We start from the raw sequence: 12750 nt of genomic DNA, 5'->3' as shown, positions 1-12750 counted from the left end.
GAAGCGGGTAATCAGGGCCCGGCGAAATCCGCCACCGTCGCCCTCGTCATACCGGGGGCGGACTGGCCGGCCCAGTCGCCGTCCACGCTGACCTGGGCCAGCGCGCGACTGCGCTCCAGCGCATCGAAATCCAGCTCGGCGATCGCCCAGTGGCCGCCGTCGCGGGTACTGGCCAGCACACCGTCCGCTGGCAGGCCGACGTCCATTGGCGCATAGATCGCCGCCTCGCCGGAATTGACGTCGAGGGCCGGGCTCCACGGTGCCTCCCCCGCGGTGACCGCCTTGGCCACGAAGCAACGGTTCTCCAGCGCCCGCGCCATGCAGCCGACCTGCACGCGGGTGGCCCCGGCTTCGGTGTCGGTGCAACTGGGCACCAGCAGCAGTCGCGCCCCGGCCTCGCATTGCGCGCGCACCGGCAGCGGGAATTCGGCGTCGTAGCAGATCGCCACGGCGGCGCGCACCGGCCCCGCCTGCAGCACCTTCAGCGAGTCGCCGGGCTCGATCATCCCGGCCTGCTTCTCGAAACCGGTCAGGCGCAACTTGTCCTGCCACACGTGGCGGCCATCGGGCGCGAATACGTAGGCACGGTTGCGGTAGCGCCCGCCACCGGTATCGAGCAGGAAGCTGCCGGCCGCCACGTGCAGGCCCAGCTCGCGCGCCAGCCGCGCGAACAGCGCCATCCAGTCGGAGTGGTAGCGCTGGATCGCGGCGAGTGACGCGGCCAGGTCGCCGCGCACGCCCGCCTCGAACGTCGCGCCCAGCTCCAGCGCGAGGTATTCGGGCAGTACCGCCAGGTGGGCACCCGCCGCGCGGGCCTCGCCCAGCCATTGCGCCTGCTTGTCGGCAAACGCCGGAAAATCCGCCACGGCGTCGATCGGATAGCGCGCCGCGGCCACCTTCAGCACCCGACTCACCAGGTGCGCTCCAGCGGCCGCAGCCAGGCGGTCAGAGTATGTTCGACCTCGCCCGCTCCGACCTCGTTCCACGGCAGCGGGACCTGCAGGCCTTCGCGACGGCCGTAACCCCGCTTGATCCAGAACGCGTCGTTGCTCCGCACGAACGGCGGCCGCGCCGGGTGATTCGCGGGCCGGTCCACCGCGACGAAGGCGGTCCAGTCGAACCCACCCAGCCCACGGGCATGCGATTCGCGTTCATCGAAGAAGCGGTGTCCCAACCCGCGGCCGCGGTAGGCCGGAAGCAACACCGACTCGCCGCAATAGAACACGCGCGCCGGATCCAGGCCCGCGGCGGCGAACGGCGCGCGGATCGCATCGGTCTCGTCGGCCAGCGGCAACCCGGTCGAGGCGCCGACCACTTCGTCCCCGTCCAGCGCCAGCACCGCGATGCTGCGCCAGGATTGCAGGTAGGTTTGCAGGTAGTCCGCCTCGTAGCCCGCATCGCCCTCGTACAGGTACGGCCAGTCGCGGAAGACCCGGATGCGCAGACGCGCGAGGTCGCCGACGTAGGGCGCGATCGCGGCGCCGACCAGCGTGCGCACGGTGAGGGGCCGACGGGTCGGGTGGCCGGCGTGCCGCGATTCCACGGCAGTGAGCGGAGGCATCGAAGGCGTCATGGGCGGATCCTCGTGGCCGGGCGCGGCGCGGCCGTACGGAGAGCTCAACGCGGTTTCCGGCGTGGCGGGGCCGTCCTGCCGCGGATGGCGGAAGGATACAGAGCCGGGGCACCCCGCTGCAGGCGCCCCGGCCGTCGAGCCCCACGCCGGGGGGATCAGGATTCGAACCCCGGCCCCGGCCGCGGCGTCGAAGCACGTGCCGCACCGGCACCGAGCTGGTACCAGTCGACCCTGCGGGTCACCACCATCAATGCGGCCAGGATCACGAACAGCAGCCCTGCACCGAGCACCAGCGCGTTGTCCTCCGATACCAGCAGCCCGTAGAGGCAGGCGTACAGCGTCGCGAGCATGCCGGCGAAACCCAGCGCGCGCGCCACGCTGCGCAGCACTGCGCTCAGGTAGAACGTGATCAACCCGATGCAGGCGGCGCCAGCCGCCAGGTACGACCCGCCGAACGCGAAGTGCTCGCTGAGGCTCAGCAGCAGCAGGAAGAACATCGCCAGCGCCAGGCCGACCAGCCCGTACTGGATCGGGTGGATCGGCAGCTGCCGGGTCAGCTCGAAGATGAAGAAGCCGACGAAGGTCAGCACCACGAACAGCACGCCGTATTTGGTCGCGCGGTCGGTCTTGGCGTAGACGTCGACCGGATCGATCAGCGACACGCTGACCGCCTCGTCCATGGTGGCCATGAGGCCGTCCCCGTTCGCGTCGGCCACCGCGCTGGCCACGCGGAAGCGCTCGCGCGCGTTGCTGGCCACGCCGGGAATGTCCCACTCGGCGCGGAAGCCGTCCGGCCCGATGTCGCGGGTACGCGGCGAGCTGCCGGCAAAGCTCGGGTGCGGCCAGCTCGAGGCCAGCGAGATCGCGTTCTGGTCGCCCAGCGGCAGCAGCGACAGCTGCTCGGTGCCGGCCAGCACGAACGTTAGCTGCGTATCGACGCGATGCACGCGCCCGGGAGCAAGGCCGTCCAGCCGGACATGCACGCCCTCGCCGCGCCCGAAGCCCAGCCCCTGCTGCAGCTCACGCGGACGGCCATCGACCCGCAAACGCGGCGCGAGCTTCCCGCCGACCAGGCCGCGGACATCGCCGATCGCATAGCTCAGATAGGGTTGGCCGATGCGGCGGGCCGCCTCCGGGCCGGGGTCGGCCGGGATCTCGACATCGAAGCGGGCCGTCGCGCTGCCGGTCCATTCGTATACCCGCACCTCGTGCAGTCCGCGACGACGCAGGCCCGGCTCCAGGCCGCCCTCCACCGCCAGCGTGGCCGGGAAGAACATCCAGTGGTCCTCCTGCACCCGGCGGACCGGGCGCACCACGCCGAGGGCGTCGGCTTCCTCGACTTCGACCACCTGCCGGTACGGCACCACCAGCACGGGCCCCGCGAACGACTGGCGTCCGGCGAAGCTGCGGGCGATGTCGGCCACCGCCTCGCGCCGGTACTCCTGCCGTTCGTGCACCACGCCCCGCACCATCGTCAGCGGGACCAGGATCGCCAGGGTCATCCCCAGCACCACCACCGCCCTCGTCCAAAGTCGCATCTGCAGCTCCTGTCATGGCAACGGGCTGCAGGATCGGCGGCCACCGTGCGGCGCCGATGGCGCCACGGTGAAGCGGGAATGAAGTCGCGCTACGGAGCGAGCGGCAGGGCGAGACGCGCGAGGGCCCCACCGCCCTCGCGGTTGGCCAGTCCGGCGCGGCCACCGTGCAGCGCCGCCACCTCGGCGACGAAGCACAGGCCCAGCCCGCTGCTGCGGCTGCCGCCCGCCGGGCGCGGCAGCGAGTAGAAGCGTTCGAACACCCGCGGCAAGGCGTAGTCCGGCACGCCGGGGCCGCGGTCGCCGACTTCGACCACCGCCTCGCCGCCTGTCTTCCGCACCGCCAGCTCCACCGCACTGCCATCCGGCGCGAAATCGATGGCGTTGTCGACCAGGTTCGCGATCGCCTGGCGCAGCAGGAACCGGTCACCCTGGACCGTCGCGGGCTCGACCCGCAGCCGCAGTTCGACCGGTCGCTGCGCAAGCCCGGCCACGCAGGCCTCGGCCGCTTCCCGGGCGAGGACTTCCAGCCCGATGCGCTCCGGCTGCTCGATCCTTTGGCGGTGCTCGACCGCGGCCAGCGCCAGCAGCTTGTCGATCATCTGCGCCAGCCGCTCGGTCTGCGCACGGATGCTGCCGGCGAAGCGATGCCGGTCCGCCTCCGGCAACGGCGACTCCAGCAGCTCCGCGCTGCCGCGGATCGCCGCGATGGGCCCCTTCATCTCATGGGTGAGGCTGTGCACGTACTGCTCGACGTACTGCTTGCCTTCCAGCCGCGCCCGCATGGTTTCCAGCGCCGCACCGAGCTCGCCGAACTCGCCGGCGGCCCGTGGCGGCCCGGCGCGCTCGCCGGCGGTCACGGCATGCGCGTAGCGGCGCAACCGGCCGAGCTGGTGCGCCAGCCACCACGCGGCGACGATGCCGACCAGCAGTGCCACCCCCATCAGCACCGCGCCCCAGCGCAGCACCACCGACTGGCTGCGTTCGATGAAGGGCTGCAGTGCGCGGTTGGGCTTGGCCACCGTCAGTGCGCCGACGATCCGTCCCGAGCCGTCCCGGATCGGCGCGGCGACGTGCATCACGCTCGAGTCCGGGTCGTCCGGGTCGGCCAGGCTCGAGCGTGCGCCGTAGCGCCCGTGCAGGGTGAGGTAGACATCGTTCCAGCGCGAGTAGTCGGCACCGAGGTCCCGGCCGCTGCTGTCGAACACCACGGTCCCGTCCGCGTCTGTCACGTACACCCGGTAGCTGCTGTCGCGCTTGTCGAAGCCCCAGATGTCGGCACCGAAGTCGCGCCCGTCGAGCGCGTGGACGCGGCGGGCGAACGCACCGTCGCCGATGCGGCCGGCGAGGAAGTCGTCGGTCGCCAGCTCCGCCAGCAGGTTGGCGGTGTCGACGAGGGTGTCCTCCATTGCCTGCCGCACGCCGGGCTTGACCTGCTGCACGAACACCTGGGCCAGCAGCAGCGCGGCCAACGCCACGATCAGGAAGTAACCCAGGAAGATGCGCAGCCCGATCTTCAAGGTCGTGGCCTCAGGACGCGCCGCCCGGATCGATCGAGTAGCCCAGTCCGCGATGGGTGCGGATGGGGTCGGCATCCGGATCGACCTCGCGCAACTTGGCCCGCAACGTCTTGACGTGGGTGTCGACCGTGCGGTCGCCGCTCTCCAGCGCATCGCCCCAGACGCGGTCCATCAGCTGCGCGCGCGAGAGCACTGCGCCCGGGCGGTGCAGCAGGGCGGCGAGCATGCCGTATTCGTAACGGGTCAGCTCCAGCAGGCGGCCGCGGTAGCGGATGCAGCGGCCGTCGACGTCGTGCTCGAACGCACCGCGTGTCGCCTCCTCGGCGATGGGCGCCCCTTCCCGGCTTGCACGTCGCAGCACCACCCGCACCCGCGCGACCAGCTCACGCGGCGAGAACGGTTTGGTGACGTAGTCGTCGGCGCCGATTTCCAGGCCGAAGATGCGGTCGGCCTCGGCGCCCTGCGCGGTGAGGAAGATCACCGGCAGTTCGCGGTTGCGACGCAACTCGCGGCACAGCGCGAAGCCGCCGATATCGGGCAGCCCGACGTCCAGCACGGCGAGGTCGAACGCCTGCTCGCGCGCCCGCCGCAGCGCGTCGCCGCCGGTCAGGCAATGCACCGGCTCGAAGCCTTCGGCGCGCAGCGCGTACTGCACGGTGTCGGCGATCGCCGGTTCGTCTTCGACCAGGAGGATGCGGGCCATGGCGGAGAAGGATATGCCAGCCGGACCGCCACGGCCGCTGTACCCTTTGCCGATGAACTATCGCCACGCCTTCCATGCCGGCAACCATGCCGACGTGCTCAAGCACGTCGTCGTGCTGGCCCTGTGCGACGCGCTGACCGCCAAGCCGGCGCCGCTGTTCGCGCTGGACACCCACGCCGGCCGCGGCCTCTACGCGCTCGACAGCGCCTCGGCGCAGCGCACCGGCGAGGCCGAGGGCGGCATCGGCCGGCTGGTGGCCGAAGCGCCGAAGCATCCGGCGATCGCCCGCTACCTCACCGCGGTCCGGGCCTGCCGCGCGGCGCACGGCAACGCCGCCTACCCCGGTTCGCCGTGGTTGCTGGCGCATGCGCTGCGGGAACAGGACCGCATCGCGGCGTGCGAGCTGATGCCGGAGGAAGCCGCGCAACTGAAGGCGAACTTCGCCGACGATCCGCGCGTGGCCGCCCACGCCCGCGACGGCTATGCGGCGATGAAGGCCCTGCTGCCGCCGCGCATCGGCGAGGTCCGCTTCGCCCGCGGCCTGGTGCTGGTCGATCCGCCCTACGAAGCGCAGCTCGAGGAGTTCGACCGCATCCTCGGTGCGGTGCGCGACACCCTCGGGCGCTGGCCGCAGGCCACCTACGCGGTGTGGTACCCGATCAAGCTGCGGCGCGCGCTGCAACAGTTCTTCCGGCGCGCGGCGACGTTGCCGGCCAAGGGCACGCTGCTGGCCGAGCTGATGGTCCACCCGGACGACTCGCCGCTGCGGATGAACGGCAGCGGCATGCTGCTGGTCAATCCGCCGTGGCAGCTCGACCGTATCCTGGAGGCGGTACTCCCGCTGCTGCAGCGGGCACTCGGCGAAGCGGGCGCCTCGTCGCGGGTGGAGTGGCTCAAGCCGCCTGCCTGATCCGCTCACCTGATCCGCCCCGCTGACGCGCCCACCCACCCATTCGGCCGGCCAAAAAGCGGAACCCGGCCGGAGCCGGGTTCGCGCGAACTTCGCAGGACACGGTAGCGCTCAGTCGTTGCCGGTTTTCACGTCCGGCTCGAAGAAGCTCCAGCGCACCTCGGGAAACGCGTGCTTCATCGCCTTCTCGACCGTGTTGATCTCGGCGATGGCGATGTCCATGTCGCGGGTCTCGCGCATCTTCGCCTTGGTGGCGACCATCGCCTCGTTGCCCAGCTGCAGGGTGATCAGGTTGAGCACCTCGGCGATTTCCGGGCGGCCGTCGAGGAACTGTTTGATCTGCGCCTGGCGCTCGGGGTCGACGCTCTGGCCGATCAGCATCGCCTTGACCTCGATGGCGACGAACACCGCCACCACGATCAGCAGCGCGCCAATGCCGATGGTGCCGATCGCATCCCACACCGGGTTGCCGGTCGCCATCGTGACCAGCACCGCGACCAGCGCGAACATCAGGCCCAGCAGCGCTGCGAGGTCCTCGCCGAAGATCACCACCAGCTCGGCCTGGCGACTCTCGCGGAACCAGCGCCACAGGCTGCGCTCGCCACGCGACTTCTTGACCTCCTGCAGGCACGTCCGCATCGAGATGCCCTCGACGATGATGCCGAACGCCAGCACGCCGACCGCCCACCACAGGCTGCTACCCGCCTCCACGTGCTCGGCCTGCAGTTTGTGGATGCCCTCGTAGAGCGAGAACATGCCGCCGACGGTAAACAGCATCACCGCGACCAGGAACGACCAGAAGTAGATCGCCTTGCCGTAGCCGAGCGGGTACTCCGGCGACGGCGGCGCCTTGGCCTGCCGGAGGCCGAGCAGCAGCAGACCCTGGTTGCCGCAGTCGGCCAGCGAGTGGACGGTCTCGGCCAGCATCGCGCTGGAGCCGGTGAAGAAGGCCGCCGTGCCCTTGGCCACCGCGATCGCGAAATTGGCGCCCAGCGCATAGAAGATCGCGCGTGTCGAATCACCACCGCCAGCCATGTGTCGTTCCCCGGGTTGAAAGCGGCGCGAGTCTAGCACCGGGCCCCGTGCGCACCGCGTGGCGCCCCGCGCCACCGGTCGGCGTGCGGCGAGCCGCGGCGGAAGCCCTTTTGAAGTTAGTCGGACGTGACTGCCGAATGAAGAAGACCCTGCGGGGCCGTGTGCCAATATCGCCCCATGGTCACGCGCGAACGCCTCCCCCCCTGGCACGAACGACAACGCTTGCCCAACGGGCGCGAGGTGCTGATCCGGCCGATCCGGCCGGAAGATGCCGAGCCGCTGCGGGCCGGATTCGGGCTGCTGCAACCGGAGGAAGTGCGACAGCGCTTCCTGACGTCGATGCGCGAGTTGAGTCCGGAAACCGCCGAGCGCTTCGCCAAGGTCAACCCCAAGACGGAGTTCGCCTTGGTCGCGGCCGAGCCGCTGCCGCCCGGCGAGGCGCTGGTGGGTGCGGTGGCGCGGATCGTGGTCGATCCCGACGGGCGTGCCGGCGAGTTCGCCATCCTGGTCAGCCGCTACATCGCCGACATGGGGCTGGGCCGCTACCTGATGACGCGGCTGGTGAAGTGGGCCCGCGGCAAGAAGCTGGAACGGATCTACGGCGACGTGTTCGAGCACAACCAGCCGATGCTGGCGCTGGCGCAGTCGCTCGGGTTCGAGCGGGAATCCCACGACGAGGCGCTGGTCCGGGTGGTACTGCATCTGAAGCCCGCCCGCGCGTAGTACCGCGCACCGGACGCCGGGCGGGACCCATCGGCTAAAATCCGCCGCCTGATGCCATCCCCCACTTCTTCCGCCCCACCGCTGCCCAAGGCGGGCCAGCAGCGCGCCTGGTGGCGTGCGCCGGCTTCGCCCTCGGCCCTCGCCTACCACGTCGCCGAAGCCGCCCGTGCGCACGACGGCCCGCTGCTGGTGGTCGCGCGCGACAACCACGCCGCACACCAGATAGAAGCGGACCTGCGCACGCTGCTGGCCTGCGATGTCCAGTCCGATGCGGACGTGCCGATGCTGCAACGGCGCTGCTGGCCGCCGATCGTGCAGTTTCCCGACTGGGAAACGCTGCCCTACGACCACTTCAGCCCGCACCCGGACATCGTCAGCCAGCGCATGGCCGCGCTGCACCGGCTGCCGACGCTCAAGCAGGGCATCGTGGTCGTGCCGGTGCAGACCTTGCTGCAGCGGCTGGCACCGGTGCGCCACGTGGTCGGCGGCAGCTTCGACGTCAAGGTCGGCGAGCGGCTGGATCTCGACGCGGAAAAGCGGCGCCTGGAGTCGGCCGGCTACCGCCACGTGCCGCAGGTCCTCGACCCCGGCGACTTCGCGGTGCGCGGCGGGTTGCTCGACGTCTACCCGATGGGCGCCGACCAGCCGTTCCGGGTGGAGCTGCTCGACGACGAGATCGACACCATCCGCGGCTTCGACCCGGAGAGCCAGCGTTCGCTCGACAAGATCGACGCCGTCCACCTGCTGCCCGGCCGCGAGGTGCCGCTCGACGAGGCTTCGCTCAAGCGCGCGCTGGATGCACTGCGCGAGCGCTTCGACCTGGACACCCGCCGCAGCGGGCTCTATCAGGACCTGAAGGCCGGCGTGGCGCCCGCCGGCATCGAGTACTACCTGCCGCTGTTCTTCGAAGGCACCGGGCGCGACGCGACCAGCCTGCTGTTCGACTACTTCGGCGACGACGCCCTGCCGGTGATCGGCGAGGGCGCGCTGGAGGCGGCCGAGCAGTTCTGGAAGAACACCGGCGAGCGATACGAGCAGCGCCGCCACGATCTCGAACGTCCCCTGCTGCCGCCGGAGTCCCTGTACCTCTCGCCCGACGCGTTGCGCGAGCGGCTCAACCAGGGGCCGCGCATCGAGGTCTGTGGCGAGCAGCATCCACAGCGCGAACGCGCGCAGCCGCTCGGCAGCCAGCCCGCGCCGTCGCTCCCGCTGGTCGCGCGCGACCACGCCCCGGCCGAGGCATTGAAATCGTTCCTGGGCAGCTATCCGGGCCGGGTGCTGGTCGCTGCCGATTCCCCGGGTCGGCGCGAGGCCCTGCTGGAAATCCTGCATTCGGCCGGGCTGCAGCCGGAGGTACTGCCGGACTGGTCGACGTTCGCTCCGGCGCCCGCCGGCGAACCCGGTGGAGGCACGGCGGCCGCCGGTCAACCCGCGGCCTTCGCGGTCGCGGTGGCGCCGCTGGAGGACGGGTTCGCGCTGGACGCGCCGCAGCTCACCGTCCTGACCGAGCGCCAGCTGTTCCCCGAGCGTGCCGGCCAGCCGCGCCGCCGCAAGCGTGCCGGGCGCGAGCCCGAAGCGATCATCCGCGACCTCGGCGAGCTCAGCGAAGGCGCGCCGATCGTCCACGAGGACCACGGCGTCGGCCGCTACCGCGGGCTGGTGGTGCTCGAGGCCGGTGGCGAGAAGAACGAATACGTCGAGATCGAGTACGCCAAGGGCGACCGGCTCTATGTGCCCGTTTCGCAGCTGCACCTGATCAACCGCTATTCGGGCGCGTCGCCGGAAACCGCACCGCTGCACAGCCTGGGCGGCGAACAGTGGACAAAGGCCAAGAAGAAGGCGCAGGAGAAGGTCCGCGACGTCGCCGCCGAACTGCTCGAAATCCAGGCCAAGCGGCAGGCCCGCGCCGGCCTGGCGATCGACATCGACCGCGCGATGTACGAGCCGTTCGCGGCCGCCTTCCCGTTCGAGGAGACGCCCGACCAGCACGCCGCGATCGAGGCGGTGCTGCGCGACCTGCAGTCCAGCCAGCCGATGGACCGCGTGGTCTGTGGCGACGTCGGATTCGGCAAGACCGAGGTCGCCGTGCGCGCCGCCTTCGCCACCGCCGCGGCCGGCAAGCAAGTCGCCGTGCTGGTGCCGACCACCCTGCTGGCCGAACAGCACTACCGCAACTTCCGCGACCGCTTCGCCGACTGGCCGCTCAAGGTCGAGGTGCTGTCGCGCTTCAAGACCACGAAAGAGATCAAGGCCGAGCTGGAGAAGGCCGCCGAAGGCACGCTCGACGTGATCGTCGGCACCCACCGGCTGCTGCAGAAGGACGTGCGCTTCAAGAACCTCGGGCTGGTGATCGTCGACGAGGAGCAGCGCTTCGGCGTGCGCCAGAAGGAGGCGCTCAAGGCCCTGCGCGCAAACGTCCACCTGCTCACGCTCACCGCCACGCCGATCCCGCGCACGCTCAACATGGCGATGGCGGGGCTGCGCGACCTGTCGATCATTGCCACGCCTCCGGCGCACCGGCTCGCGGTGCAGACCTTCGTCGTGCCGTGGGATGACAGCCAGCTGCGCGAGGCGTTCCAGCGCGAGCTCGCGCGCGGCGGCCAGGTCTACTTCCTGCACAACGACGTCGAGAGCATCGGCCGGATGCAGCGCGAGCTGGAGGAACTGGTACCGGAGGCGCGCATCGGCGTCGCCCACGGCCAGATGCCCGAGCGGGAACTGGAGCGCGTGATGCTCGATTTCCACAAGCAGCGCTTCAACGTGCTGCTGTCGACCACGATCATCGAGTCGGGCATCGACATCCCCAACGCCAACACCATCATCATCAACCGCGCCGACCGCTTCGGCCTGGCCCAGCTGCACCAGCTGCGCGGCCGCGTCGGGCGCAGCCATCACCGCGCCTACGCGTACCTCGTCGTGCCCGACCGCAAGGCGATCACCGCCGACGCGAAGAAGCGGCTCGATGCGATCGAGGCGATGGACGAGCTCGGCGCAGGCTTCACCCTCGCCACCCACGACCTGGAGATCCGCGGCGCCGGCGAGCTGCTCGGCGAGGACCAGAGCGGACAGATGGCCGAGGTCGGCTTCAGCCTCTACACCGAGCTGCTGGAGCGCGCGGTGCGTTCGATCCGGCGCGGCGAGCTGCCCGACGTCGACGCGGTCGAGGCACGCGGCGCCGAGGTCGAACTGCACGTGCCGGCGCTGATCCCCGAGGACTACCTGCCCGACGTCCACACCCGCCTGACGCTGTACAAGCGCATCGCCGGCGCGCGCGACAGCGAGGAACTGCGCGAGTTGCAGGTCGAGATGATCGACCGCTTCGGCCTGCTGCCGGACCCGGCCAAGTACCTGTTCGCGACCGCCGAGCTGAAGCTGCAGGCCACCGCGCTGGGCATCCGCAAGCTCGACATCGGCGAGGCCGGCGGCCGCATCCAGTTCGTCGAGAAACCCAACGTCGACCCGATGGCGATCATCAAGCTGATCCAGGGCCAGCCCAAGCTGTACCGGATGGACGGGCCGGACAAGTTGCGGTTGACGCTCGACCTGCCCGGTGCAGCCGAACGGGTCAGCGCCGCGCGCGGGCTGCTGGCGGTGCTCGGCAAGGAGTGAACCGGCACGCGGCCGCCCCGGGCCACGGTCGCGATGCCGCGCCGCGACCTCCGGCATTGGACACGCGTGCGGAAACCGCGCACCTTCCAACGCACGCCACCCCTGCCGCGACGCCATGAGCACAACCGCCCTGCTCCGCCTTTTCGCACCGATGCTGTTGGCCGCCGCGCTGGCGGGTTGTGCCGGCATCCCGCCGACACGCGGCGGTAATGCGGCGGCGACCTTCGTGGTGGTGCGCCATGCCGAGAAGGCGGTGGACGGCTCGGACGACCCCGCGCTGACCGACGCGGGCCATGCGCGTGCCGAAGCACTGGCTGCCAGCCTGGCGGACTCGCCGGTGGTCGCCGTCTACGCCACCCCGCTGCGCCGGGCCCGCGAAACCGCCGCGCCCACCGCGCGGACCCACGGGTTGCCGGTCGCGGCCTACCCGGCCGACGAGCCCGCGCCGGTGTTTGCGGCACGGCTGCGGCGCGAACACCCCGCGGGCACCGTACTGGTCGTCGGCCACAGCAATACCGCGCCGGCGATCGCCGCCGCGCTGTGCGGGTGCGCGGTCGAGCCGATGGGCGAAGACGAATACGGCCGCCGGATGACCATCCACATCGAGGACGACGGCGACATCACGCTGTTGACCGCGCCGCTGCCGCAGCCCTGAGCGGCGGCGACCCGGCATCGCGGCGTTCACGCGCGGGGCGCTAGCCTCGCCAGCACGATGCCGAGCAGGAGCCGCCATGACCCGCACCCTAGCCCTCACCTTCCTCCTGGCCGGCGTCCTGCCCGGCTGCGCCAGCAGCGGTGAACGCGTGGCCGCCGCGGGACAACCGGTCGTCCTGCAGGTCGGCGAGCGCATCACGCTTCCCGACGACGCCCGCCTGCGCTACGTCGCCGTCTCCGCCGATTCGCGCTGCCCGCCGGGCGTGCAGTGCATCCGCGCCGGCGACGCCGACGTGGCGTTCGAATTCACCGCTCCGGGCGGCACGGCGACCGCGGTGATGCTCAACCTGCCGAAATCCCCGGAGGCGTCCGTCGGCGACTGGCGACTGAAGTTGCTGTCGCTGGAACATGGCGACAATCCGGCCGCCACCGTCCGGTTCGATCCCGCCCCCTGATCCCGCCCACCGACCAAGCCCCCTGTTCAGCTG

11 protein-coding genes are annotated in these 12750 nt (G+C 71.0%); 5 read left to right on the top strand and 6 right to left on the bottom strand.

The window, feature by feature from the left end:
• Positions 1-11 precede the first annotated feature (11 nt).
• The 5 genes from U8331_RS05290 to creB all read right to left on the bottom strand — a co-directional run bounded on the left by U8331_RS05290 (position 12) and on the right by creB (position 5331).
• The gene (locus U8331_RS05290; protein ID WP_481132893.1) at positions 12-902 is read right to left on the bottom strand and encodes a carbon-nitrogen hydrolase family protein; all 891 of its coding nucleotides are present in this window, start codon (positions 900-902) and stop codon (positions 12-14) included.
• 8 nt (positions 903-910) lie between these two features.
• On the bottom strand, positions 911-1561 hold the full coding sequence (locus U8331_RS05285) for a GNAT family N-acetyltransferase (RefSeq protein WP_481132892.1): 651 nt from the start codon (positions 1559-1561) through the stop codon (positions 911-913).
• Positions 1562-1728: 167 nt separating this feature from the next.
• Positions 1729-3111 (bottom strand): cell envelope integrity protein CreD, encoded by a 1383-nt coding sequence (gene creD, locus U8331_RS05280; RefSeq protein ID WP_481132566.1) that lies wholly within the window; start codon positions 3109-3111, stop codon positions 1729-1731.
• Between the two features lie 89 nt (positions 3112-3200).
• Positions 3201-4628, bottom strand: a complete 1428-nt coding sequence (creC, locus tag U8331_RS05275; protein WP_481132565.1) for a two-component system sensor histidine kinase CreC — start codon at positions 4626-4628, stop codon at positions 3201-3203.
• A gap of 10 nt (positions 4629-4638) precedes the next feature.
• Positions 4639-5331, bottom strand: a complete 693-nt coding sequence (gene creB, locus U8331_RS05270; protein ID WP_481132564.1) for a two-component system response regulator CreB — start codon at positions 5329-5331, stop codon at positions 4639-4641.
• A 52-nt stretch (positions 5332-5383) separates the two neighbouring features.
• Between creB and U8331_RS05265 the strand changes: the two genes are divergently transcribed.
• Positions 5384-6241, top strand: a complete 858-nt coding sequence (locus U8331_RS05265; RefSeq protein WP_481132563.1) for a 23S rRNA (adenine(2030)-N(6))-methyltransferase RlmJ — start codon at positions 5384-5386, stop codon at positions 6239-6241.
• A gap of 111 nt (positions 6242-6352) precedes the next feature.
• Here the strand turns inward: U8331_RS05265 and U8331_RS05260 are convergent, their stop codons facing one another.
• Positions 6353-7276 (bottom strand): cation diffusion facilitator family transporter, encoded by a 924-nt coding sequence (locus U8331_RS05260; protein ID WP_481132562.1) that lies wholly within the window; start codon positions 7274-7276, stop codon positions 6353-6355.
• 177 nt (positions 7277-7453) lie between these two features.
• Between U8331_RS05260 and U8331_RS05255 the strand changes: the two genes are divergently transcribed.
• From U8331_RS05255 to U8331_RS05240, 4 genes are all read left to right on the top strand, one after another.
• Positions 7454-7999 (top strand): N-acetyltransferase family protein, encoded by a 546-nt coding sequence (locus U8331_RS05255; RefSeq protein WP_481132561.1) that lies wholly within the window; start codon positions 7454-7456, stop codon positions 7997-7999.
• A gap of 51 nt (positions 8000-8050) precedes the next feature.
• Complete coding sequence (gene mfd / locus U8331_RS05250; protein ID WP_481132560.1) at positions 8051-11608, top strand: transcription-repair coupling factor; 3558 nt, start codon at positions 8051-8053, stop codon at positions 11606-11608.
• 115 nt (positions 11609-11723) lie between these two features.
• A complete protein-coding gene (locus tag U8331_RS05245) occupies positions 11724-12263 on the top strand; it encodes a histidine phosphatase family protein (RefSeq protein ID WP_481132559.1) in 540 nt (179 codons plus the stop codon).
• A 76-nt stretch (positions 12264-12339) separates the two neighbouring features.
• Positions 12340-12717: a hypothetical protein gene (locus U8331_RS05240; RefSeq protein WP_481132558.1), complete on the top strand. Its 378-nt coding sequence runs from the start codon at positions 12340-12342 to the stop codon at positions 12715-12717.
• Positions 12718-12750: the final 33 nt, after the last annotated feature.

The sequence above is a fragment of the Lysobacter sp. CC-YZS074 genome, assembly GCF_056739745.1.
Note: the sequence above shows the minus strand (reverse complement) of the source record. Positions and strands in the feature narration are given on the sequence as shown.